Source organism: Microcoleus sp. bin38.metabat.b11b12b14.051 (assembly GCF_013299165.1).
In the GTDB taxonomy this organism is placed as follows: domain Bacteria; phylum Cyanobacteriota; class Cyanobacteriia; order Cyanobacteriales; family Microcoleaceae; genus Microcoleus.
This window is the reverse complement of record NZ_JAAFKD010000027.1, coordinates 42,504-67,154: the sequence shown is the minus strand read 5'-3', so window position 1 is coordinate 67,154 and position 24,651 is coordinate 42,504. Positions and strand designations below refer to the sequence as shown.

The window sequence follows — 24,651 nt, the reverse complement described above, 5'->3', positions numbered from 1 at the left end:
AAGTCCTCACTACAAACCTATCATGGTTTTTTACCAAACTTGTCTCAATCCGATTCAAAAAACAGAATATTCAATAGGTTCGATCGTTCGGACTTCAGTCCTTCTTGGATGCGGACTGAAGTCCTCACTACAAACCTATCATGGTTTTTTACCAAACTTGTCTCAATCCGATTCAAAAAACAGAATGTTCAATAGGTTCGATCGTTCGGACTTCAGTCCTTCTTGGATGCGGACTGAAGTCCTCACTACAAACCTATCATGGTTTTTTACCAAACTTGTCTGAAATTGATATGATATGAAAAATCTAAAATCTAAAATCTAAAATGACATTACCTCCAGGTAGTTTGGGTTTACCACTAATTGGCGATACCCTCAAGTTTTTACAAGATTCGCAATTCGCCAAAAAACGACACCAGCAGTACGGGCCAATTTTCAAAACCAGCATCCTCGGACAGCCTACCGTTTTTGTGTCCGGCTCTGAGGCGAATTTGTTTGTTTTAAGCCATGAAAACCAGTATTTTGTTGTGAGTTGGCCTCCCAGCACGAAAGCGCTGTTAGGGCCACTTTCCTTGTCGCTGCAAACGGGTTCTGACCATCAAAATCGGCGCAAATTACTGTATCAAGCTTTTCAGCCGCGAGCTCTGGCGGGCTACATCGACGGGATGGAAGATATCACTGGGCGCTACTTGGAAAAGTGGACGCAAATGAGCGAGTTCGCGTGGTATCCTGAACTGAGAAATTATACTTTTGATGTGGCTGGAAAACTGTTAGTTGGGATTGACAATGGTTCGGAAACTGCCCTGGGACATTATTTTGAAACATGGTGTGATGGCTTATTTTCAATTCCTTTAGATGTGCCTTGGACTAAGTTTGGTAAGGCGAAAAAGTGCCGCGATTTGCTCTTAGCTGAACTAGAAAATATTATTCTAGAAAGACAGCAAGGAAAACCGGGCGGGAATGATGCTTTGGGTTTGCTAATTAGCGCTCGCGATGATGAGGGTAATTCTTTGGGTTTGGAAGAGTTGAAGGATCAAGTGCTGTTGCTGTTGTTTGCGGGACACGAAACTCTGACTTCGGCGATCGCCTCTTTTTGCCTCCTGCTGGCTCAAAACCCGGATGTGATGGCAAAAGTTCGTGCGGAACAACAGCAGTTTCCGGCTACTGAACCGCTAACTTTAGAACATCTCAAACAAATGACTTATTTGGAGCAGGTGATGCGAGAAGTGTTGCGGTTGGTACCGCCGGTGGGAGGCGGTTTTCGCCAGGTAATTAAGGCTTGTGAGTTCGGCGGCTACGAAATTCCCCAGGGTTGGAATGTGCTTTATGAAATCAATCAGACGCATCAGGATAGCTCAGTTTATCCCGAACCTGATCGCTTTGACCCCGATCGCTTTAGAGGCGAGCGATCGACAAATGCGAAACCTTTCAGTTACGTGCCCTTCGGTGGCGGTTTGCGGGAATGTTTGGGGAAAGAATTCGCGCGGTTGGAAATGAAGCTGTTTGCGGCGAGGATGGTTCGGGAGTGCGAATGGGATCTGTTACCGGATCAAGATTTGAATTTAATCCGAGTACCGACTCCGCACCCGCGCGACGGTTTGCGAGTGAAGTTCCGGCGAAAAATTGCAGGTTCGTAGTGTAGTAGGGTGCGTCAGGAAAGCGATGTTTTAATCATCAATCTTAATCTCATAAATGACGCACCATTTATTCCGTGGTTCGTCTACTTCACTGACTGGTTTGTAGTGAGGACTTTAGTCCTTCTTGGATGCGGACTGAAGTCCTCACTACAAACCTTAAGATGTTACTGCGATCGCAACTACATCGGGTCTAAAAGTCCTTCTTGGATGCGGACTGAAGTCCTCACTACGAACCTTAAGATGTTACTGCGATCGCAACTACATCGGGCCCAAATACTTAGTTAAATAAGGCGAAAACACCTCATAAATCAGCGTCAGCGGCTTCCCGTGATGCCAAAATAAATAGTGTCGCCCCCAAAAAGGCCCCGACTGTTGAAAAGCCGACTCCAAAGCCACCGACTCGCCGAAATAAATGCCTTGCACGTCGCGATACAATTCAGTCCGCAGCCGTGCTAAACTAGCCCAAATTGGCAAAGATTTATTTTCCAAATATTCATCTACGTGACTCGCTTCCCACCAAGAAGTCGCGTAGGCGAGGCGCTGTCCCGAAGCAGTACGCAGCCACACTTGACGGCGCAGGCGCGGCCCTGGAACCGCGACAATTTGAGCAGGCGCGCCGTCTGCGTCTTCACCCACTAAGGACATATCGATGACATCTACTTCTGTGGGCTCCCCTGTCAACAGTTGCAGGTGACGGGTAGGGGAACCGTCGCCTAGGAGCAGTATTTGCCATGCTGGTGCTAGCTTCGTGTGGGGTAAACCCTTCTGTACTGCGTCTTCTGCTCCTTCCCACAGGGGGTTGAGAGCGTGCCAGGTTTGGCTGTTTTTGGGTGTGAATGTTGCAGTCAAGGGTCTTTACAAAACTTAATTTTTTGTTTATTATAACGCTTCTGCAATTGTCCAGTCACAAGCCAAAAGTCAAAAATCGACTGGCGATCGCCCAGATGATGTTGAGTAAATTAGTTATAATGCAGTTCGCGATCGCACTCCGACTATCAGAAACCGGGTTTTTTGCCAAATCTGCCAGTTTCAACGCCTCTTCTCGTAAAAAAACGCTTTTTCGCTACCGGTGCGTAATTCAGTTGACAGTTGACAATTGACAGTTGACAGTTGACTTCGGAGGGCGACCTCTACCTAAAAGGAAGAGGATTGGAGTAATGAATAGTTTGATTTTAATTTGTCCCTAAAAGGAATCCGGCTTTAAACCAATTATTTCTGGTAATTCCTAAATACTTTTATTCGACTGATTTTATTGAATTTTTCTAATGACAAATGACCAATGACCAATGACCAATGACAAATGACAAATGCCCAATGCCCAATGCCCAATGCCCAATGCCCAATGCCCAATGCCCAATGACTTCAAAATCTACTATGTTAAGAATAACCGAAATCAAACTTCCCTTAGATCATGCTGAAGATGCGATCGCCAGCGCCGTAGTCAAAAAGCTGCAAATTCCCCCCGAAGAATTGCTCAGCTACACCATCTTTAAGCGCAGCTACGATGCTCGCAAAAAACCACAAATCGTCCTTGTCTATATTGTAGATGTGGAAACGACACAGGAAAAGCAACTTCTGCAACGCCTTAAAAAAGACCCTCATGTGATGCTGACGCCAGACATGAGTTATCGCAATGTAGCCGAAGCTCCCAGCAATTTGACGGTTCAGCCCATTGTGATCGGTACGGGGCCGTGCGGTCTGTTTGCGGGGCTGATGCTGGCACAAATGGGATTTCGCCCTATCCTGTTGGAACGGGGTAAAGCTGTGCGCGATCGCACGGCTGACACTTTTGGATTTTGGAAGAAAAAAGCAGAATTTAACCCAGAATCAAACGCCCAGTTTGGGGAAGGTGGCGCGGGTACTTTTTCCGATGGCAAACTCTACAGTCAAGTTAAAGATCCTCAACATTACGGGCGCAAGGTACTAACGGAATTGGTGAATGCGGGTGCTTCACCGGAAATTTTGTATATTAATAAGCCGCATATTGGAACATTGAAACTGGTGGGAATTGTCCAAAAAATGCGGGCAAGAATTGAATCATTGGGCGGAGAGATTCAGTTTCAAACTCGTGTCGAAGATATCCATATCGAAAATGGCAAAGTGCAGGGAATTACCACCGCTAGCGGAGAATATATTGCTAGTAATTATATAGTTCTGGCGGTGGGACACAGCGCCCGCGATACTTTTCAAATGCTCTTCGATCGCGGAGTTTACATCGAGGCTAAACCTTTTTCGATTGGTTTTCGGGTAGAACATCCGCAGCAGCTAATCGATCGCTGTCGTTTTGGCGATCGCCCCAGCCATAAGCTTTTGGGTGCTGCCGATTACAAACTGGTTCACCATTGCGAAAATGGTCGTTCTGTGTACAGTTTCTGTATGTGTCCCGGCGGTTTGGTAGTGGCGGCGGCCTCGGAACCGGGGCGACTTGTGACGAATGGGATGAGTCAATATTCTCGAAATGAACGCAATGCAAACAGCGGGATTGTGGTGGGTATCACGCCGGAAGATTATCCCGGTCATCCGTTAGCGGGAATTGAGTTTCAACGTCGCCTAGAAGAACGGGCATTTGAGTTAGGAGGTGGCACTTATCACGCGCCTGGACAGCTTGTGGGGGATTTTTTGGCAAATCGCCCTTCGACGGCGCTAGGTGCTGTACAGCCTTCTTATACGCCGGGAGTTGTGATGACTGATTTGAGCGCAAGTTTGCCGGATTTTGCGATCGCAGCTATCCGTGAAGCACTTCCGGCTTTTGACAAACAAATTAAAGGATTTGCGATGGATGATGCGGTTTTGACTGGGGTTGAAACGCGCACTTCTTCACCAATTCGGATTAAGCGCAAAGAGGATTATCAAAGTTTGAACACAGAAGGCCTTTATCCGGCTGGGGAAGGTGCGGGATATGCGGGTGGAATTCTATCGGCGGGGATTGATGGGATTAAGGTTGCAGAGGCTGTGGCTTTGAGCATATTGCAATCTTCAAATCACTAAATTTAAATGTAAGTTAAACTTTAAAAAACATCGATAAAATTGGTTCGTAGTGAGGACTTTAGTCCGCAAAAATCCGAGGACTAAAGTCCTTAGTACGAACCTGAATAAAATTGGTTCGTAGTGAGGACTTTAGTCCGCAAAAATCCGAGGACTAAAGTCCTTAGTACGAACCTGAATAAAATTGGTTCGTAGTGAGGACTTTAGTCCGCAAAAATCCGAGGACTAAAGTCCTTACTACGAACCTGAATAAAATTGGTTCGTAGTGAGGACTTTAGTCCGCAAAAATCCGAGGACTAAAGTCCTTAGTACGAACCTGAATAAAATTGGTTCGTAGTGAGGACTTTAGTCCGCAAAAATCCGAGGACTAAAGTCCTTACTACGAACCTGAATAAAATTGGTTCGTAGTGAGGACTTTAGTCCGCAAAAATCCGAGGACTAAAGTCCTTAGTACGAACCTGAATAAAATTGGTTCGTAGTGAGGACTTTAGTCCGCAAAAATCCGAGGACTAAAGTCCTTACTACGAACCTTTATTTTCAAACCGCAGCTAAGCGAAAACGAATTTGAGTATCCGTATATTCCGGCGTCCAGCCTTCAGTCGTGGTAAAATAGCGCACAGCTTTAATTTTCCGAGTCGCAGTCAAATAAAACCAGTGTTCTGTATTCGCCGGGACGTTGATGAATTCTTCCGGCTGTACAGTGACTTCGATTTGACTACCATCTGGCCGCACGAAGCCGAAAATTCCCTCGCCTGCTACGATGTAGCGCACTTCATCGTCGGCGTGGATGTGACACTTACTGAATTTCGACAGCAAGGTGTCGAGGTTGGGAATGTCTGGATGCAGTACGATTAAGTCGCGGGATTGATAGCCTGCGGTTTCCTGGAGTTGTTGGAAGTAGCAGTCGAGGGCTTGCAGGACTTGCTCTTTTTCGCTGTCGCTAAGCGCATCTTTGGCTAACAAATTTTGAATTTCTGGGCTCTCACCCACGGGCCAGCGGTTGAGTTGAATGTTTAAGGGAGCGAGTTCGCGGGTAATGTCGCTGAGTTGATTGTAGGTTGTACCGTTTTCATGTCGCAGGATAGCCATTTTTGCACGTTCCAAATTGTTGAGTGAGGCGATAACTAGAAGGAAGAAGGAAGAAGACAGAAGGAAGAAGGAAGAAGAAGACAGAAGGAAGAAGACATATACCGCAAGCTTGTTAGCGATCGATATTTTACGTTTAATTTACGTCGATTTACTTGCATAGGGGCACTTTGCCAGATTTTTGTCGATCGCGCCTACCGCTGAAAAACCATTTTAACTCTGATTGGAACAGGCAAGATGCCTGTTCCACAAGAGATAATATTGATAAGTCAGGCGCCAGGTAGCAACCACAGCGATCGGCAATACTGATATCTTGAATGTAACTTTTGCAACAACCATGCCTACTTATACAGGAATTTCTAGCGAAGCTTTTCAGCATCCCCTCGATCGCCAAGCCGAGGCCGCATTGCGTAGCGTACCGGGATTTGACTTAATCGCCAGCAAATTTGTAGAATTTGTCTACGAACGACCGCAATTCGTTTACCTCATGGGAAATAGCATACAAGTCGGGCCGCGCCAATATGCCAGCATTTATCATATTTTTCGAGAGTGCGTGCAGGATTTAGATATTTCTCCCGAGCCTGGTTTGTTTGTTTCTCAAAATCCTGCGGTTAACAGCTATGCCCTAGGAAAAAACCAGCCCTATGTAGTTCTAAACACTGGGCTTTTAGATTTGTTGGATGAGGCCCAAATCAAAGTAGTGCTGGCTCACGAGTTGGGACACATCAAATGCGGTCATCCAACTTTAAATCAAATGGCGATGTGGGCGATGAGCGTCGCCTCGACAATTGGCGAGATGACTTTCGGGCTGGGAAATATGGTCGGGAGCGGTTTAATTTTCGCTTTTTATGAGTGGCGTCGCAAGGCTGAATTATCAGCGGATCGGGCCGCTTTGTTGGTGACGGATGATTTAAATGGCGTGATGAAAACGATGATGCAACTTGCGGGAGTTAGCAGTAAATATGCAGATCAATGCAGTTTGCAAGAGTTTATCCGCCAGTCTGACAACTATCAAGAACTCGATCGCGACAATCTCAATCAAGTGTATAAATTTTTACTTTACAACGGCGGCCAAGGCGTGATGCTGAGTCACCCTTTCCCGGTGGAAAGGCTGCGGTATTTGCGGGATTGGGCGAGTTCGGAGGAATACCGCCAAATTAAGCTGGGGAACTACAAGCGGGCTGTGGCTGAGGGTGCGGTAGATGTCAAGTCTCAAGCGCCTAACAGCGAGACGGAGGCTTTGCGCCGTCAGATTGAAGAGTTGCAGCGGGAGATCGATCGGCAAAAATCCCAGCAAAAATAAGTTGAGGGTGTGCCGCAAGCTACTTGCGGCCATAATTAGCGCCTCCAACCACTGTTTGCCTAAGTCTGGGAAAATTTACCGGATTTGGGCGAGGGAGGAAAGTAGAAGGAAGACAGGCTAGATGATAAGGAGGACACGGCAGTGCCGTGTCCCTACCCAAAATCATATTGTAGGGACACGGCACTGCCGTGTCCTAATTTCTTACTCGCCTCCAATCTAAAAACTGTCCTCTCCTTTCTGAAATCGGTTTCTCAGGAGGTGTAGTTTAAATCAAGATAAGCTTATAACTCAACGGGGCTAAGAAAAAATGATTATTGATAAAGCGATGAATACTAACAAACCAACTTCTAATTTTTTCGGTAATGTGGGCAAACTGGCGATCGCCCTAACCGTGCTCGCCGCCGGCATGGCATTCACCAATCCTCCCAGAGACAAATACCTAACTTATGCTTCCGGCGTACTCGAAACCGAGTTTAAAAACACTGTACGCAATGATTCTCGCGTACCGAAAGCTTTGAGTGGCGTTGCAGAGAGTTTGCTGACTTCCCAGCGGAGATCGATCGAAAGCCTACTCGACAATACAACAGAACGTCAGAACTTCGGCGTTGTCAGCATTTACACAACTCAAGTCGGCAAAAAAAGCTATCAAACCGTCGGGGCTTTTGGGAATTTTGTCACCCTCCCGCCTAGTTCTCAAGATGCTCAAAAGTAGAGTCAAATTAAGTTCAATTATCAAAACCGGGTTTTCTCCAAAACCCGGTTTTTTATTGAGAATTCTATGTATAACAGTTGACAGTTGACAGTTGACAGTTGACAGTATATGTAGGGTGTGTCGCCATCGACAATCTCTAAAAAAGACTGAAAATCTAATAGCGACGCACCTTACACATTGGATGAACGAAACAAACCTCTGTTTCACTCCGCCCAACAATTTTATTGTTGCAACATTTTTTCTAAATGGTATAATACTGAAATTGACACGATAAAACTTTATATTTAACAAATAAGCAGATGGCAATGAAAGTAAGTAAAGGCGAGAGATTTAGTATCACTCAAGAAGCGCCGGATTTGAAAAAAATGGCAATCGCCCTTGGTTGGGAGGTGACAGAGGCAGGACAAAGTTACGACATTGATGTTTCTGCATTTATGCTAGGTGCTGACGGCAAAATACCTAACGATCAATATTTTATTTTTTACAATAATCTGCAATCCTATGACAGTTCGGTACTGCAATCGATTCCAGACAAAAATAACCCAAGTCAAGAGAATAAGACTATTTACGGCATTATCTTAGAAAGAGTTAATCCTGAAATTGAGGAAATAACTTTTGTTGTCACTATTCATGAAGCACAAGAAGTTAATGCAAATTTTAGCAATATCAGAAATAGTTTTATCAAGATTTCTAATTTGGATACGGGAAGGGAACTTGTTCGCTATGAATTAACAGAGAATTTTTCGCGAGAGACTGCTGTAGAATTTGGTCGTTTGTACAAAAAGAATGGAGAGTGGAGATTTCAGGCGGTAGGACAAGGATATCAGGCAGGATTGCAGAGTTTTGTTGACAAGTATTGTAGCTAAAATAGTAATAATTTAGAAACCTGGTTTTGTAGAAAGCCCGGTTTTTACTTACGTAATTATATCTAAGTAAATCTCAATAAATTCAGAGACAGGCAGCAAATATTTTTAATCAACCCCGCTACGGTCGGCTAAATATTAAGTTTTATTAAAGATGAAAAGTTTTTGTGCCACTTAATATTAACATTAGCAGTATAAAATTTAATGTTTGACAAATAAGCAGATGCCAATGCAATTAAGTAAGGGTGATAGATTTAATATCTCTAAAGAAGCACCGGATTTAAAAAAAATGGCGATCGCCCTCGGTTGGCAGGTGACTGAGGCAGGAGAAAGCTACGAGATTGATGTGTCTGCGTTTATGCTGGGTGCTGATGGCAAAGTACCTAACGATAAATATTTGATATTTTACAATAATCTGCAATCCTGTGACGGTGCGGTACTGCAATCGATTCCTAAAAAAAACAATCGAGGTCAAGAAAATAAGACTATTTACGGCGTTATCTTAGAAAAAGTTAATCCACAAATTGAGGAAATGACTTTTGCTGTCACTATTCATGAAGCAGAAAAAATTAATGCCAACTTTAGCAATATCAAAAGTGCTTTTATCAAAATTTCTAATTTGGATACAGGGATTGAACTTGTTCGGTATGAATTAAAAGAGAATTTTTTGCGAGAGACTGCTGTAGAATTTGGTCGCGTGTATAGAAAGAATGGAGAGTGGAAATTTCAAGCGCTAGGACAAGGATATCAGGCCGGATTGCAGAGTTTTGTTGATAAGTATTCTAGCGGAAATACCAATAACACTGCTCCAATTACTCACGAGTTGTCAACAGGAACGGCAGCAGATGATTTGCAGTTGCCGGCTTGGGAGTTAGAAGTGGAATCAGAACCGGAAGCTTCCGGCGATACGGGGAACCTGCTACGATCGCAAATTAACACTCAAGTTAATGCCCGAAGTCGCAAAATACCGCTAGCTTTAGCGGCAAGTTTAGGAGTTTTGGTGTTGGGGACAGGTGCATTTGCGGCATCTTCTATGCGATCGGCAAATGAAACGCTCCAGCAAGCAAAAATACTGGCAGTTGAGACGCAAAATGCAGCGCAAGCAACTGATCCAAATCAGCTCAGAAGTTTCGATAAACGACTTAAAGAAACGATCGCCAATTTAGAGAAAATTCCTAACTTCCCCGGCTTTGGGTATCAACAGGCGAGAGCTGATTTGCTGACACTGCGCCCGATTTTGGTTCCGGTTGGGCGAAATTTACAGGGGGCAGAAAATCTAGAAAAAGCTCAAAAACTGGCGATGGAAGCTGCTGTGCTCGTGCAGAAACCGCCTCATCCGATGGAAGTTTGGCATCAGTGTCAAAGTAAATGGCAACAGGCGATCGGGCTTTTAGAAGCGATCGAGTCTGGTACACCTGTCTATAATTTAGCTCAAAATAAGTTATCTAGTTACCGGGCCAATAGCGCTATTATCGGTCAAAGAGTGGCGATCGCTCAAAAAGCCACGAACTTCAGCAACCAAGGTTCTTTGAAAATTCAAAAGGGAGATGTTGCGGGGGCGATCGCAAATTTCAATCAGGCTTTAGGGCTGAATCCCAATATACCTCAAGCTTATCTCGGATTGGGAATTGCGAGTTCAAAACAGGGAAATAAGCAGCAGGCAATTTACCATTACGATCGCGCACTGCAATTCAATCCTAACTTAGCAGAAGCTTATTTGGGTCGCGGTCAAGCATACTATGAATTGGGAGATCGGCAAAAGGCGATCGGCAATTACGAACAAGCTATTCGCGTGAAGCCTGATTATGGTTTGGCTTATTTAGAACGAGGTGCTATTCGCTGTATGCTGGGAACTAAATCGCAAGCATTAGCAGACTTTCACCAAGCAGGAGAACTTTTCTCAAAGCAGGGAGACGGAAATAATTACCAATTAGCAAAAAACTTTATTAATGAGTGTCAAGAACCGACTGCACAGGCTGTAATCTGCGATTATCGAAGGAATATAGACTCTTTAGGGCGACGCTGCGGTAGTTCTCTGAATGTTCCAATTATAGTTAGAAGAAAATCCGCGAACAGTGCCTCAAACTCTGACTCTAGTGAAATTAAAAGGAATAGCAGCCCGGAGCAAATCTCGCCGCCAGATTCTGATAGCAGCAGCACCAGAAGTCGCCGCAGGAAAAGAAGTAAAAGGTAAATTTCAGTTGCATTAGTTAATAGATGCCAAAATGTGCTGGTAAGCATCGATGGTTTGTCGGGCGATCGCCTCCCAGTTATAATACTTTTTCGCATAAGCTTGCGCGTTCAAGCCCCGGCGCTGGCGTTCCTGTGGTGACAGGAGTGCTGATTTGATCATAGAGGCGATCGCCCCTACCTCCAGAGGCGCAACCCACCCAGCCTCCGCTTGCTGGATGTCATCCGAGATATAAACGCGATCGGAAATCGCGACAGGTACACCAGCAGCCATCGCTTCTGCTACAGCAATCCCGAAATTTTCGTAATACGAAGGCAACACAAATAAGTCAGCTTTTCTCAACAGTTCAACTTTCAAATCACCGCTAACAAATCCTGTTATTGTCGTAAACTTTTCTAAGCTTGAATTTTGTATTAGCTGTTTAATCTTTGTTTCATAATCTGCATCTTGCGGATTGGAGCCAGCTAAAATAAAGTGAAATTTTATGCCATCTGCCAAAATAGTTTCCAGTGCAGGAATGAGCAAATCTAAACCTTTTTTAGGCTCAATCCGCGACATAAATAATATGATTGGTATTTCAGAATCCGGCAATATCTCAGGATAAAAATGTGCTGTCACCCCCAATGGAATCACCAAATCTTGTGGAACAGGCATCTTGCCTGTGCTCTCTTCTTGTGAAACAGGCATCTTGCCTGTAAAATCTTCTTGTGGAACAGGCATCTTGCCTGTAAAATCTTCTTGTGGAACAGGCATCTTGCCTGTAAAATCTAAACCAAACCTTTCTGAAATTTTAGCTTCTTGTTTGCTAGTGAAATGAAGGGCTGCTGCACCTGCCAAATTAGGGCGTTCAAAGATTGCAGCATAAATCTGCTTCAAGCGCTTTTTTTTCTGCAAGTCAGCGGGGTCAAGCATACCGCAGGGACGGATAATATAGGGCAACTTGTGATATCTGGCAATTGTCGCGGCAAAAGTAGTTACTGGCGAGAACAAAGCGTGAATGTGAGCGAGGTCAAATTGCCGTGCATTTTGATTTAACCACTGCAATAAACTCAGAGAAAACTTATATCTGCGAAACGGAGAACAACGGAAATAAATAATCTGATATCCGTTTTGTTTGATTGGTTGATTTAAAGGCACATCTAAGGAAAGTTGACCGATATCTCCATTAGAATCTGTGGTGATAATTGTGACATCAATGCCTTGGGAAGCGAGGGCGGCAGAAAGTCCCAGTACCATTTGACTCGGGCCGCCGTAGACGAGGGAAATTGAGGGGATAATTTGAAGAATTCGCATGATTAACGATTGATGTTACTTGGGGGTAGATTTTCCCGCTCATCTACTTGCCTATTTCCAAGCATATCTTATGTGACAGAGAAGTGCTATAGTCAAGCAAGATTAATCATGCAGAATACCAAAAAGCACTGTTCATTTTTAAGTAACTTTAGGAGTTGAATCAAAAATGTCTAAAAAATCTCTCTTACTGATGCCGATCGCTCTATCGATGTTAGCAGCCATTAGTTATCCGACAACCAATGCAGCCGCTACCGCCGAAGTATCGCCATTACAGCCAACCGCATCAGCCATACCCGTCGCACAGAGTCCCACCCCAAACGACGCTAATAAAAAGCTTCCTGATGTGCCGGCAAAGTTGAAAGTCCCTGCTGGCAATGCTTTGACATCCCAAATGTCAGCCAAAGGCGTGCAAATTTACGTGTGTCAACCCAAAACTGGCGATCGCACTCAATTTGAATGGACATTAAAAGCACCGGAAGCTGATTTGTTTAATGCAAGCGGCGCATTAGTTGGCAAACATTACGGTGGCCCAACTTGGGAATATACTAAAGACAAGAGTAAAGTGGTTGGCGAAGTTAAAGAACGTTTGGACTCGCCAGATCGCACTACGATTCCTTGGGTGCTACTCAGTGCCAAAAGCAATGAAGGTAACGGCTTATTTAGCAAAGTTACCTATATCCAGCGCCTGAATACTAAAGGTGGCAAAGCCCCAGCTACAGGATGCGATTCCTCAAAACAAAATACCACTATCCGTGTGGATTACACAGCAGATTACTATTTCTTTGCGGCTCAATAAGTGATACCATTTTTACCAAGTTTTGCTGCAAAAGAAATGGTTGCTTTATTTGCATTAACCTTTGAATAATACCAATTTTCCAAAATCGTGCAACAAAACAATTGTTGGGTGCAGTGAAACGTAGGGTTGTTTGTTCTACCCGATGTGTCAGGTGCGGATCTATGAGATTGTCTGTTAAATTTAGGGATGAGGGGAGCGACACACCCTACGAATATTATGGTTGCTTTATTTGCACGAACTTTTGAATAATACCAATTTTCCAAAATCGTGCAACAAAACAATTGTTGGGCGCAGTGAAACGGAGGGTTGTTTGTTGTACCCGATGTGTCAGGTGCGGATCTATGAGATTGTCTGTTAAATTTTGGGATGGGGGGAGCGACACACCCTACAAAAGTTTTTTATAAAAATCCAATAACTGCTCAGCTAAGGCTTGATTTGTATAATTGCTGATGGCTCTCTGATAACCCCGATCGCCCAAATCAGCAGCAAACTCCGGCCCTTCCATCAATTTCTGCAAACAATCGCGCAAAACCCCTGCATTTCCCTCGGGGAAGACTAACCCCGCATCGCCGATGACATGGGGAATTTCGCCACAATCGGAACCGATAACTGGAATTTTACACGCCATCGCTTCAATTAACACATGACCGAATTGTTCTTTCCAACCGACAGCAGTCAAAGTTTTGAATTTATAGCTGGTTTGCGAGGGCAATACCAAACAGTTCATTAAGTTAATGTAGGGCGGAATTTCTTCGTGAGAAACGCTTTCTACCCAGATTGTGCGATCGCTGATGCCCCATTCTTTACATTTTTGTTCCAAGTGCGATCGCAATTTACCTTGTCCTACTAACAGCCACTTCCAAGGAAGTTTTTTCAATCCTGCCAAGGATTCAGCTAAAGTCAACAGTCCTTTTTCTTCGACAAATCGCCCTACAAATCCTACCACAAAATCCGTGGGTTGAATGCCTAATTTTCGCGATAAATCAGCGTCTTTGCCAGCAGGCAAAAACAAAGTTTCATCTACTCCGAGTTGCGGCATTACTTCCATCGCGCCTGTGTAGCCCCGCTGCTGCAAAATTTTAGCTCCGTCTAGGTTGCCGGCAATAATTCCGTCGGTGTTATGAAGATTGCAATTTTCTAATACAGAAATAGGCCATTTCAGTTCATAAGATAGATTCCACCATGTAAATAATATATTTCTTGCTTTGAGTTTGAGCAATTTATTGAGTAAAATTAACTGGGTGTAGGCTAGGGATTTTGAACCTTGTTCGACTTGGATAATCTGCGGTTTGAATTCCTGTAATAGTCTAATTATATCTATGCCAAATGTTAGCAATCCTTGATTGTTTTGACTAAAATTGGAGATAGGAACTATTTTAAATGAGTCTTGTTGATAAAATTCGGTTTCGATAATTTTATTTTGTACGCCTCCGGGTTTCCAACATCGCGGCACTACAATTGTTACTTCTATGTCTGGTTCTAGGTTGGCTAATATTTTGAATTTTTGCCGATTTATGTCAACTATATAGGTGTGGCTAACAACCAAGATTTTCATTATTGAGTCATTGGTAATTGATAGTTGGTGATTGTAATTATTTAACGTTAATATTATCTTGGTTGGTGTAAATTTGTCCGTCGTTCCATAAAGACTGAATTAATGTATTGAGCGCGCTCAGGAAGCCGATGATATAAAAAGTAAGTCGAATGATGATTTTAAGGGGCGATCGGCTTTTATAACAAGGTGGATGCCCCAAAACGTGGCAGTCAAAGAGTTTGGCGAAAAATCGCAGGCACTCAAAGGCTGTTAAATTTTTGAATCCCATGAGGAAGTGGTTGTGATAAAATGTGATTTGATATTCGATCGATCGCGTGCTGACATCGTGACATCCGCCACTTTCCTCCCCCAAGTGAACTAAACAGGCAGTGGGATCGTACCAAATTTTCATCCCAGTCGATCGCAATCTCAAACAAAAATCCGACTCCTCCCGCACCGCACTCCCGACAAACCGCTCGTCAAACGTCAAACCCCACTCGGCAAAAACTTGCCTGCGAAACGACATATTGCAGCCTCTAGCCGACAGTACCTGCTGCGGTTTGACTGTGTGCACCAAATCGATAAAATACCAAGCAATGCCCGCATCCATCGCTTCTGGGGGCAAAAAGTCGATCGCCAAATCACCTCCAGAATTACCCAGTTTCATTCTGTCAAAAACCCTACCCGCCACACAACCCACATCAGATTTTTCTAAATAGTTGGCAGCGTGAGCCGCTAAAAAACCCTCCGGCAATTGTACATCATCATCAAGAAATAAAATAATCTCTCCCACAGCGCGGCGCACGGCATAATTTCGAGCTCCCGGCAAACTCGCCCAATCTACCCGAAACCACCTAATTTTAGCAGCATTTGCCAATTCCTCTAAATAAACTTGAGTTTCCGATTCGTGGGTGCGAGTTTGATCGATTACCAGCACTTCAAAATTCGGGTAATTTTGGCGCATCGTATCAGCCAATGTCTCTCGCAGGGGTTGCTCGCGGTTGTAGGTGGGTATCACAACAGAAATCATCATTCGCAGTTGCCGCTTTCATTATTTCTCTAAACGCCAAAGCCAGACATTTTCCAATGGGTAAATTGGTGTAATTTTATATTTTTGCACTTCTTCTAATTCAAATCGCAATAGCTCGGTGCTGCGGTAGAGAAATACATCGCTAAAACCTTCAGGTATTTTAACTTGCTCTGGTTTAACTGCCAATAAAAGTTCTACTTCCGGCTTCAGCAGATAGGTGATAGATAGTATTTTTCCAGTGATGTTGTTGCCTCCGTGACTGATTAGCAAAGGTTTTTTGGCTTGATTGACAATCGCGGCTACTGCGGGATTGTATTTAGTGCTAGAAGGATATTTGTTCCACCAAAGTTGCGACTGCGAGCTGACGGTACAAGAAACTATTTGACTCGAAATTAGCACTATTAAACCGAGCTGCCACAACTTTTGCTGGCGGCGATTGTTGGCGCCTAAAATTTGAGCGGTGAATAGGTAGGCGACAGCTATCTGGATTCCTAAAGTATAGGGAACCATGTAGCGATCGGCAACGCCTCTCACTGCTATCAATACTATCCCTGTAATTGCGATACCTGTCAATACAAACAGCCAAACTCGTTTGGGAGTTGAGCGGCACAGCAAGTATATTGCATGGGCGATTGTTAGCAGCAATAGAGCTGCTACAGTCCATTGGATAAAATTTCCTGCGATCTCGCTCGAACTCAAGTTAATAATTCCTCCCGCCCAATGCGTGTCTATAAAACTTCGGCAGGTAATCAAAATCAAAGGTTTAAATGCAGAAAATAAAGACAGTGAAATGCGGGGCAAGCCTACTGTTGCCTCGATTTTGGGCGAGTTATAAAATAATACAAAAATCCAAGGAGCAAACATGATAGTTGCTATGGCCAAAGCGAGTAAATAAGCAAGCAATATTTTGCTCAAACGCCAATTTTCAGTTATAATTACATAGATGCCGTGGGCGAGGGCTACTAAAACAAATAATAAACTACAATACATTCCTAAAGTCAGGGCGATCGCGTAAATCAACCAAATTGCTTTGCTCCATTTAGATGGGGCGGGAGATTTGTGTAGGGCGATCGCCCGCAGCAGAATTGCATTCGACAGCAAGACGAGGACTGCAAACATCATGTACGGCCTTGCCTCTTGGGCGTACAAGACGTGAAACGGCGACACAGCGGTGATTGTCACAGCCATCCATCCCGCAGGGCGAGAGCGAAATAATTCCCAGCACAGCCAGTAAATGCTGGGGAAAACTAACAAACTAATCCAAGCTGAAAGACTTCTGATGGCCGCGACTTCCGGGCCGAATAACTGCACCCAAAATCGGGCTAAAACAAAATACAGCGGCGGGAGTTGAGGTTCTTCTGTAGCTAAACCTTTGACAGTATCCCACCAACTTTTTTGGGGATTTATGTGCTGGTATTTGCGCTGCAAATATTCGACGCTAATTGGTGCACCTTGAAAATCTTGCTGCACCATTTCCGTCCAGGTGTAACCGGAAATTCGCAGCGAGGTGATAGATTCGTCGAAGGAGTAGACTTTGCGATCGAGATTAGTAAAACGAAAAAATATCCCCGTTATTAATATGACGACAATTAAAGTTTTCAACCAAGTTCGATGCCCCAGCCCATTTTGAATTGATTTGCTGTTCATAAAATCAGAAATGGGAAAATGAAGAAAGAAGAATTTATTGATCTAGTATAGAGGCAATAAGTCAGAGGCAATAACAGTGAGAAATTAGTTTCAATATCCCTGGATTTTTCTAGAGATTGATTTCTCCTTCCTTCTTCCTTCTTCCTTCTTCCTTCTTCCTTCTTCCTTCTTCCTTCTTCCTTTTTCCCATTTCGATCAGATAGCGATGTGTTCCTGAACGGCTAAGACTAAATTTTCAGTCCAGAAATTAGCCAAATCGGCGCTGGCAGCTTCTACCATAACTCGGATCAGCGGTTCAGTGCCGGAAGCGCGAACTAAAATTCGTCCCTGTTCTCCCATTGCAGTTGTAGCACGCTCGATCGCCTGTTGCATGGGTTCGCATTCGTGCCATTTTAAGCGTTTTTCACGATCGTCCACCCGCACATTTCGCAGCAACTGCGGGTAAGTTTGGAAACTGTCGCTGACCAATTGTGCCAAAGATTCTCCGGACTCGCGCACCAGCGAAGCCATATGCAAAGCTGTCAGCAAACCGTCGCCACTAATACCGAAATGCGGACAAAGAATGTGTCCCGACTGTTCGCCCCCCAACATGGCACCAGTGCGCTGCATTTCAGCGTGAACGTGTTGATCTCCCACGTTTGTTCTGGTTAGTTTGCCCCCCTGTTGTTCCCAGGCTCGCTCGAAGCCGAGGTTAGCCATTACAGTAGAAATAATTAAATTATCCGGTAACTGTTGGGAGGCGCGCAATTGTCGGCCCCACAGATAAAGAATGTAATCCCCGTCTATCGATCGACCTTTGTTGTCAACACCCAAAACTCGATCGGCATCGCCATCAAAAGCAAATCCCAAATCGGCATTGTGTTCCAAAACCGCCGCTTGCAGACTTTCCAGATGAGTAGAACCGCAGTTAACATTAATGCGAGATCCATCAGGAGAGTTGTGCAAACAGATCACATCCGCCCCCATTTGCTCAAACACCTGCGGTGCTAAACCCGCCGCTGCTCCCCAGGCCAGATCCAAAACCACCCGCATTCCGGACAAATTCATCCGTTGCAGTGAATTTGAGACAGAATCAGCATAATCTTTAATCAACTCCGGGCGGTGGTAGTGGTGCCCCAAAATCAAGCTAGCAACCGGAACCTTAGCCCCCCGAATTCCTGCTTCGATTTGTTCCTGTAACTGCTGAGATAGCTTATAGCCATTGGGGCCGAAAAATTTAATCCCATTATCTTCTGGGGGATTGTGAGAAGCCGAAATCATCACTCCGCCCACAGACTCGGAAATGCTAGCCAGATAAGCAACGCAGGGAGTAGGGCACAATCCCAAATTCCATACTTCCAAACCGGCGGCTGTCAAACCTGCTGACAGTGCCATTGCCAGCATATCGCTGGAATTCCTGCTGTCTTGGCCCAAAATCACAGGGCCCTGGTTGGGGGAGTTTTGGCGTAGAACTTGCCCAGCCCAGAATCCGACTTGCAGCGCTAGGGGTGCAGTTAGCAATTCTCCAACTTTCCCGCGAATTCCGTCTGTGCCGAAAAGTTTTGTATTGGGCAGGGAGAGGCTATTTCCCAGCAGAATTGTATCGCGTTTGACTGGTTGTACCGAGTTAGTAGCCGAAAACTCGCTGCCGCGATGGCGCGAAGGTGTCTGAACCATATTCACTCCTTTAGGAATATTCACACTCACACTTTGCAGTTCATGTTACAACTGAAAGATCTTTTTTTCAGCGTAAAGTTGATTTATTTCTGGGATTGCTCAGGAAACTTGCTCTGACAACCTACGCAGCAAGCTTAGCGTCGTCCGAAAAGTTTTTATTGTAGCGAATAGAAAAAATGTGATTCCCGGCGCGCCAACAGCAGCGCTCGCTATCATTCGGCATCGGATTTGAGATGATGCTGATGCCTTTGAGATTGTCAGCAACTCCGCGTATAGAAAGTTAATCCTGTATTGCCATATACTTTTTGGCGGCAAATTTCTAGGCCGGGAATCGGTTGTGTCGATCGCTCCGGGCTGTGTTCGATCGCAATTTCCCCATCAGGTGCTAGCATTTCTTGGCCCGCGAGCAAATTTAACACAGGTTCGTACAAGTCGCTGGCGTAGGGCGGATCGAAGTAAATGCGATCGAACTGCTGTGGTGCTAGTGCCGCCAATTTCGCGATCGCGTTTCCCCGCAATATTTGGAATACTTGAGACTCGTCTGCTACTTGCTCCCAATTTTCGCGGATAATTGCACAAGCTTTCGCCGACTGTTCGATACCCGTAACACTCGCGGCTTGGCGACACAAAGCCTCTGCCCCCATCGAACCGCTACCGGTACAAATGTCAAGCCATCTGCAATCTGCGATCGTCCCCTGCCAAATATTAAATAAAGCTTCTCTAACTCGTGCAAGTGTGGGGCGAGTTGCGAGTCCCGGCAGAGTTTTGATTTGGCGGTTGCCATAGATTCTGATACTCATAAGAAGGAAGAAGACGGAATTATTTAACCACAGAGAACGCAGAGAACGCAGAGGAAGAGGAGAGAAATTTATTATTCTGATGCTACCGGATTTGATATTACACTTCGGGCTAGTGAAAACAAGCTACCAACTCAATCAGTACCACTAATTTTTATAAATAATATTATAACTTGACTAAAAATGGAATTTGGAGCCGACAAAGCAGCTCCATTCTTTCGATAAAATTGTATCATTTAAAACCCAGATTTGACAGTATTTTCTGCTTGACTAGATTCACATACTGGTCTTTGAGCTTGTTTCACACATAATACAGTATTGCTGACCACAAGCGATACTAACACAACTTTAACCGGAAACGAAACAGCAGGAGTATTCATAAAATTATAATTGGGAATTGGGAATTGGGAATTGGGAATTAATTCCGAAGATTGGGCAATCACCGGGGATTGCCCCTACGGAATAACAGCGATCAAAAGTTGTTGATAATTACCGGTTGGGTTTGCCGCACCGGAGGAGATACCGGTGCTGGAGCAGGATAAGGTTGTGGATAAACCGGATAACCTGGTTGCGGATAACCTGGTTGCGGATATCCTGGTTGTTGGGAAGTTGGGTATGGCGGCATACCATTGGGCTGTCCGGGATATTGAGGTGCAGCATTTCCAGGAAAAGTTTCAGGATAACCAGCACTTCCTTGGGGAAATTGCTGTTGATTTTCTGGGAGATTTTGAGGATTAGAGGGAATCCCCAAAATGCCTTCAAAAGCGCGGCGGAGAATTGGTCTGAGGGGGAGTGCTAAACTCATTTCAGCGCTTGAGGCGATCGCCATTACAGACAGCGTTCCGACAATAGCTAGTTTTCCGAATCCTTTTTGCAGTTGGTTTTGAGCAATCATGGTTTGTCTTCCTTATTAAGAGATTTTAGATTTTAGATTTTGGATTTTAGATTTTGGATTTTAGATTTTAGATGGTTGATTCCTTGTTTAGTATTTGCGGTTGTTTGTGGTTGCTTGCTTAACTATCGATACTTTGCCACAACCAAAAGCTAACGGAAAGGGGAGAATCGGGAGTTAAGCAAGGAGTTAAGAATCTCGATCAATAGGCAGACCTATGATTGATGTCATCGCACCCAAAATGAGACATCGCGGCGGCCGTTAACAGAAGTTCCAAAGTTAGTAACGTTGACATTGCCACAGTTGAATTCGCCGAACAAACCGCGATTTCCTTGGTTGCTACCTCGAACGGCGATCGTCCCGTTACCGTTAACTCTTTCTACTACTCCAATGTGTCCGTGAGTGCGATCGGCCCCGGGGAATGAAGACTGCATAACTACAACTGAACCGGGTTGAGGGCCAACTTGACGGAAGCCGTTACGTTGCAACACTGAACCGTAATCTTTGGCACTCCAAACATAGGGAGGACGCAGTTGAAAGCGATTGTTTGCGTAATGTACACACTGACAAAATGGTGCAGCTACGGCTGGTTTGATGCTGGAGAAAGTAGCAGTTACGACTGTGCTGGTGGCGGCGAAAGCAGTTAACAAAGCGAGAGAGATTTTGGAGGAAGAAGTAAATAATTTCATGGTTGATTCCTTGTTTGTTTGCGGTTGTTTGCTTAACTGTTGATACTTTCGCAGAATGGCAAATAAACCGAAATGGGAGATCCGGGAGTTAAACAAGGAGTTAAGGAAGAGCCAGAAATATTTTTGTCAAGCCTTTGTTCGGAAAGGGTTTCAGGCGTTATAAAATTTAAGGAGAGCAGTTTGTTAACTCCGGTTTCTTCCGGGGCGATCGCAAATTCCGATTAATTCCGGCGCACGCCCATATCTGACAAGGTGTTCACTCCCCAACCGCCGTCTCAAGCGGAGTGCGCTACTCGATCTCTCGATTTAAAATCTAAAATCTAAAATCTAAAATCTAAAATCCCAATGACTGTACCCAAAGCAAGGCGCGATCGCGGCAGAATACTCACAGACAAAGGATGGAAGAAAATCTGGGACGCAATTTATCTCAAATTTGCCGATCGCCCCAGCTTACAAACCATCTCAGAACAAACCGATCCTGGACTTAATCGCAATTCGCCCTCCTTCGTCTCGACGGATACGGTGTCTAATATATTGAATCGACGAGCACCGGCTGACACAGCCAAAATTGAGAGTTTGTTTGCAGCTTTTGGACTGCGACTCGAAGCTGACGATCGCACTTCCGGGGATATTTCCGGCAATCTTGCGCCCGCGCCCACTCCTCAAATCCGGCAAACTTGTTGCGAATTGCCGGATATTTCGGGTTTTTGCGGCCGCCGGGAAGAATTGGGTTTGTTGAAAACCTGGATTTCGATCGATCGCTGTCGCTTAGTTGCGATCTTCGGGATGGGCGGAATTGGTAAAACTGCACTTTCCGCGCAATTAGTCAAGCAAATTCAGCACGAGTTTGATTTTGTAATCTGGCGGAGTTTGTCGAATCAGCCGAGTTGTCAAGATTTGGCGATCGGTGCCATTACATTTATCTGCGACAGTCAAGGCAAAAAACTGCCGGAAAACCTGGGCGACGGCGTTTCGAGGCTGATTGAGTATTTCCAAGCACACCGCTGTTTGATTGTGCTTGACGGGGTGGAAACTATTTTAGATACGGGCGGTTTGGCTGGTAAATATCGATCGGGCTACGAAGACTACGAAAGACTATTCAGACAAATAGGAGAATCCAACCATCAAAGCTGTTTGTTGCTTACCAGTTCAGAAAAATCAAGAGATATTGCTTTGTTGGAAGGTCAAACTCGTCCGATTCGTTCTTATAAACTTACAGGTTTAGACAACATGGCCGCGCGGGAAATTCTCACAGAAAGAGGCTTAGTTAAAGAAAAACAATGGGATGAATTGATTGAATCTTATGCCGGTCATCCTTTAGCACTCAGGATTGTTGCGGCAATGATTTTAGAGCTATTTAACGGTAAAACTTCGGAATTTATCAGAGAAAACACAGTATTTTTAGGTCAAATCAACCACGTTTTACATCAGCAGTTTCAAAGACTTTCATTATTAGAAAAAGATGTAATCAAACAGTTGGCAACTGCGGGAGTGCCAATCGAACTCGCTCAATTGCGGGGGAGACTTTCTGCACCAGTTTCGACCTCGAAGTTGATGGAAGCGCTGGAATCTCTGGGATGGCGATCGCTAATTGAGAAAATCACAGTCAGTGGTAATGTGGCTTTCACGTTGCAGCCGGTAGTGAGGAAATATGCGATCGAGCGATAGGTATTTATATCGTATCCGTCGGATTGGCCGCAGTAAGATTGGTTCGTAGTGCGGACTTCAGTCCGCAGTCGGAAAGCGGACTGAAGTCCGCACTACGAACTAACTGGGCGATCAAGGCAAGAGATCTATTACCTAAACGGCAACTTTTGTCTTTACCAGACTGACAAAATTCGACAGCATTTTCAATCCCGTACTCGAAGACTTTTCCGGGTGAAACTGCACCGCCATCAGATTGTCTTTAGCAATCGCCGCGGTCACATTTTGACTACCATGAGTCACCATTGCCGATCGCACTTCCAAATCTATCGGATCGACATAAAAAGAATGCACGAAATACACCCAAGGATCGGCGGGTAAAGCTTCCCACAGCGAGAGATCCGGCTGAGGAAATTCCAACTGATTCCATCCCATGTGGGGAATTGTCAGCCCCGGTTCCGATCGAAACCTGCGGACTTTTCCCGGAATAACGCCCAATCCCGGTTCTACACCTTCTTCGGAACTGTCAAACAGGATTTGCAAACCCAAACAAATGCCTAAAAAAGGTTTCCCAGAGGCGATCGCACTTGTTATCGGTTCGATCAAATTGCGCGATCGTAAATTCTGCATTGCCGGATCGAACGAACCCACTCCGGGCAAAACCACCGCATCAGCCTGCTCGATTACAGCAGGAGAATCCGTAATTTTTGGCACTGCACCCACATTTTCCAAGCCCTTACAGACCGAGTGCAGATTACCCATGTCATAGTCCACTACTGCGATGACAGACATTGACTTACTTGCCTTATATTATCAATATAACTATTTTCGCACAAAACTACCCATAATAAAGGTTCGTAGTGAGGACTTTAGTCCGCATCAAATTCTGCGGACTAAAGTCCTCACTACAAACCTATATTCGCACAAAATTACCCATAATAAAGGTTCGTAGTGAGGACTTTAGTCCGCATCAAATTCTACGGACTAAAGTCCTCACTACGAACCTATTTAATTGCGATCGATACACAGGAAATTATATGACTAACAAAATCCTGCTAACATCATTTGATACTTGGCTTCCGCATCAGAAATCGAACTCTTCCGATGACTTATTAGCCAAAATTTCTCAAAAGCAATATTTACCTTATTCCCTGACTTTTTTGAGAAAACTGCCCGTAGATTTTGAAGAAGCGCCGAATTTGGCGATCGCCCAAATCAACAAAATCAAACCCGACATCATTATCTGCTGCGGCATGGCCGAAAGCCGGCAAAACTTAACCATAGAATCTTGTGCTTGTGGCGATACAGACATTCTGAAAACAGCAGTCAAGCTCGAACCGCTCATCGCTGATTTAGCCACCACCGAAATCAGTCACGAAGCCGGGAAATATGTTTGCGAAGCCCTATATTACGCAGTTTTAAAGCATATTTACGATGCTAAAATTGCCGCTCAATCTATTTTCGTCCACGTCCCAATTTTCACTGATGAAAATCTCGACAAAATTGTCGCCGATTTTTTATTAATCATGAACCGCCTAACTACACGCAGGGACTAGAAACCGGGTTTCTACAACTATTTCTCGTTACCAATCGCCAAAACTCAGAGAAACCCGGTTTCTGAGGTTGAGCGCAGGGACTAGAAACCGGGTTTCTACAACTATTTCTCGTTACCAATCGCCAAAACTCGTAGAAACCCGGTTTCTGAGGTTGAGCGCAGGGACTAGAAACCGGGTTTCTACAACTATTTCTCGTTACCAATCGCCAAAACTCAGAGAAACCCGGTTTCTGAGGTTGAGCGCAGGGACTAGAAACCGGGTTTCTACAACTATTTCTCGTTACCAATCGCCAAAACTCGTAGAAACCCGGTTTCTGAGGTTGAGCGCAGGGACTAGAAACCGG

General features: G+C 44.7%; 25 protein-coding genes. 11 read left to right on the top strand and 14 right to left on the bottom strand.

Going from position 1 to position 24,651, the window contains the following annotated elements; all coding sequences use genetic code 11:
- Positions 1-323 precede the first annotated feature (323 nt).
- Complete coding sequence (locus QZW47_RS23490) at positions 324-1,634, top strand: cytochrome P450 (protein ID WP_293132322.1); 1,311 nt, start codon at positions 324-326, stop codon at positions 1,632-1,634.
- A gap of 258 nt (positions 1,635-1,892) precedes the next feature.
- On the opposite strand, the gene QZW47_RS23485 is transcribed toward QZW47_RS23490, so the two are convergent.
- Positions 1,893-2,483 (bottom strand): chorismate lyase, encoded by a 591-nt coding sequence (locus QZW47_RS23485; protein ID WP_293132318.1) that lies wholly within the window; start codon positions 2,481-2,483, stop codon positions 1,893-1,895.
- 55 nt (positions 2,484-2,538) lie between these two features.
- The gene (locus QZW47_RS23480; RefSeq protein WP_293132315.1) at positions 2,539-2,667 is read right to left on the bottom strand and encodes a hypothetical protein; all 129 of its coding nucleotides are present in this window, start codon (positions 2,665-2,667) and stop codon (positions 2,539-2,541) included.
- 341 nt (positions 2,668-3,008) lie between these two features.
- Between QZW47_RS23480 and QZW47_RS23475 the strand changes: the two genes are divergently transcribed.
- Positions 3,009-4,622, top strand: a complete 1,614-nt coding sequence (locus QZW47_RS23475) for an NAD(P)/FAD-dependent oxidoreductase (RefSeq protein ID WP_293132312.1) — start codon at positions 3,009-3,011, stop codon at positions 4,620-4,622.
- A 534-nt stretch (positions 4,623-5,156) separates the two neighbouring features.
- On the opposite strand, the gene QZW47_RS23470 is transcribed toward QZW47_RS23475, so the two are convergent.
- Positions 5,157-5,708 carry a cupin domain-containing protein gene (locus QZW47_RS23470; protein WP_293132310.1) on the bottom strand — a complete coding sequence of 184 codons (552 nt, stop codon included), beginning with the start codon at positions 5,706-5,708 and terminating at the stop codon, positions 5,157-5,159.
- Between the two features lie 19 nt (positions 5,709-5,727).
- On the opposite strand from QZW47_RS23470, the gene QZW47_RS23465 reads away from it, so the two are divergent.
- The 5 genes from QZW47_RS23465 to QZW47_RS23445 all read left to right on the top strand — a co-directional run bounded on the left by QZW47_RS23465 (position 5,728) and on the right by QZW47_RS23445 (position 10,777).
- Positions 5,728-5,868, top strand: a complete 141-nt coding sequence (locus tag QZW47_RS23465) for a hypothetical protein (protein WP_293132307.1) — start codon at positions 5,728-5,730, stop codon at positions 5,866-5,868.
- A gap of 174 nt (positions 5,869-6,042) precedes the next feature.
- Positions 6,043-7,008 carry a M48 family metallopeptidase gene (locus QZW47_RS23460; protein WP_293132304.1) on the top strand — a complete coding sequence of 322 codons (966 nt, stop codon included), beginning with the start codon at positions 6,043-6,045 and terminating at the stop codon, positions 7,006-7,008.
- Positions 7,009-7,315: 307 nt separating this feature from the next.
- The gene (locus tag QZW47_RS23455) at positions 7,316-7,720 is read left to right on the top strand and encodes a DUF4359 domain-containing protein (protein WP_293132301.1); all 405 of its coding nucleotides are present in this window, start codon (positions 7,316-7,318) and stop codon (positions 7,718-7,720) included.
- A gap of 305 nt (positions 7,721-8,025) precedes the next feature.
- Complete coding sequence (locus tag QZW47_RS23450; RefSeq protein ID WP_293132298.1) at positions 8,026-8,586, top strand: TerD family protein; 561 nt, start codon at positions 8,026-8,028, stop codon at positions 8,584-8,586.
- Between the two features lie 226 nt (positions 8,587-8,812).
- Positions 8,813-10,777, top strand: a complete 1,965-nt coding sequence (locus QZW47_RS23445) for a TerD family protein (RefSeq protein ID WP_293132295.1) — start codon at positions 8,813-8,815, stop codon at positions 10,775-10,777.
- A 12-nt stretch (positions 10,778-10,789) separates the two neighbouring features.
- Here the strand turns inward: QZW47_RS23445 and QZW47_RS23440 are convergent, their stop codons facing one another.
- Entirely contained in the window at positions 10,790-12,067 is a 1,278-nt protein-coding gene (locus QZW47_RS23440) for a glycosyltransferase (RefSeq protein WP_293132293.1), read from the bottom strand.
- A 166-nt stretch (positions 12,068-12,233) separates the two neighbouring features.
- Here QZW47_RS23440 and QZW47_RS23435 point away from each other — a divergent pair, with 166 nt between their 5' ends.
- The gene (locus QZW47_RS23435) at positions 12,234-12,863 is read left to right on the top strand and encodes a DUF3455 domain-containing protein (protein ID WP_293132291.1); all 630 of its coding nucleotides are present in this window, start codon (positions 12,234-12,236) and stop codon (positions 12,861-12,863) included.
- A gap of 385 nt (positions 12,864-13,248) precedes the next feature.
- Here the strand turns inward: QZW47_RS23435 and hpsO are convergent, their stop codons facing one another.
- The 8 genes from hpsO to QZW47_RS23395 form a co-directional block, all read right to left on the bottom strand.
- Entirely contained in the window at positions 13,249-14,418 is a 1,170-nt protein-coding gene (gene hpsO, locus QZW47_RS23430; protein ID WP_293132288.1) for a hormogonium polysaccharide biosynthesis glycosyltransferase HpsO, read from the bottom strand.
- A 37-nt stretch (positions 14,419-14,455) separates the two neighbouring features.
- Positions 14,456-15,430 carry a hormogonium polysaccharide biosynthesis glycosyltransferase HpsN gene (gene hpsN, locus QZW47_RS23425; protein ID WP_293132285.1) on the bottom strand — a complete coding sequence of 325 codons (975 nt, stop codon included), beginning with the start codon at positions 15,428-15,430 and terminating at the stop codon, positions 14,456-14,458.
- An 18-nt stretch (positions 15,431-15,448) separates the two neighbouring features.
- Positions 15,449-17,074 (bottom strand): glycosyltransferase family 39 protein, encoded by a 1,626-nt coding sequence (locus QZW47_RS23420; RefSeq protein WP_293132282.1) that lies wholly within the window; start codon positions 17,072-17,074, stop codon positions 15,449-15,451.
- A gap of 195 nt (positions 17,075-17,269) precedes the next feature.
- Complete coding sequence (glmM, locus tag QZW47_RS23415) at positions 17,270-18,730, bottom strand: phosphoglucosamine mutase (RefSeq protein WP_293132349.1); 1,461 nt, start codon at positions 18,728-18,730, stop codon at positions 17,270-17,272.
- A gap of 257 nt (positions 18,731-18,987) precedes the next feature.
- Positions 18,988-19,530, bottom strand: coding sequence for a 16S rRNA (guanine(966)-N(2))-methyltransferase RsmD (gene rsmD, locus QZW47_RS23410; RefSeq protein ID WP_293132279.1), 543 nt, complete (start codon positions 19,528-19,530; stop codon positions 18,988-18,990).
- Between the two features lie 233 nt (positions 19,531-19,763).
- Positions 19,764-19,970 carry a hypothetical protein gene (locus QZW47_RS23405; RefSeq protein ID WP_293132276.1) on the bottom strand — a complete coding sequence of 69 codons (207 nt, stop codon included), beginning with the start codon at positions 19,968-19,970 and terminating at the stop codon, positions 19,764-19,766.
- Positions 19,971-19,999: 29 nt separating this feature from the next.
- Entirely contained in the window at positions 20,000-20,422 is a 423-nt protein-coding gene (locus QZW47_RS23400) for a hypothetical protein (protein WP_293132274.1), read from the bottom strand.
- A gap of 224 nt (positions 20,423-20,646) precedes the next feature.
- Positions 20,647-21,108 (bottom strand): CHAP domain-containing protein, encoded by a 462-nt coding sequence (locus QZW47_RS23395; protein WP_293132272.1) that lies wholly within the window; start codon positions 21,106-21,108, stop codon positions 20,647-20,649.
- A gap of 72 nt (positions 21,109-21,180) precedes the next feature.
- On the opposite strand from QZW47_RS23395, the gene QZW47_RS23390 reads away from it, so the two are divergent.
- Positions 21,181-21,333 carry a hypothetical protein gene (locus QZW47_RS23390; RefSeq protein WP_293132269.1) on the top strand — a complete coding sequence of 51 codons (153 nt, stop codon included), beginning with the start codon at positions 21,181-21,183 and terminating at the stop codon, positions 21,331-21,333.
- 120 nt (positions 21,334-21,453) lie between these two features.
- A complete protein-coding gene (locus QZW47_RS23385) occupies positions 21,454-22,776 on the top strand; it encodes an NB-ARC domain-containing protein (RefSeq protein ID WP_293132266.1) in 1,323 nt (440 codons plus the stop codon).
- 132 nt (positions 22,777-22,908) lie between these two features.
- On the opposite strand, the gene hisH is transcribed toward QZW47_RS23385, so the two are convergent.
- Positions 22,909-23,544 carry an imidazole glycerol phosphate synthase subunit HisH gene (gene hisH, locus QZW47_RS23380; RefSeq protein WP_293132263.1) on the bottom strand — a complete coding sequence of 212 codons (636 nt, stop codon included), beginning with the start codon at positions 23,542-23,544 and terminating at the stop codon, positions 22,909-22,911.
- A 245-nt stretch (positions 23,545-23,789) separates the two neighbouring features.
- Between hisH and QZW47_RS23375 the strand changes: the two genes are divergently transcribed.
- The gene (locus tag QZW47_RS23375; protein WP_293132260.1) at positions 23,790-24,308 is read left to right on the top strand and encodes a peptidase C15; all 519 of its coding nucleotides are present in this window, start codon (positions 23,790-23,792) and stop codon (positions 24,306-24,308) included.
- Here the strand turns inward: QZW47_RS23375 and QZW47_RS23370 are convergent.
- Positions 24,292-24,651 (bottom strand): hypothetical protein (locus QZW47_RS23370; RefSeq protein ID WP_293132258.1); only part of this gene is annotated, 360 nt, incomplete at its 5' end. The two genes, QZW47_RS23375 and QZW47_RS23370, sit on opposite strands and share 17 nt — an antisense overlap.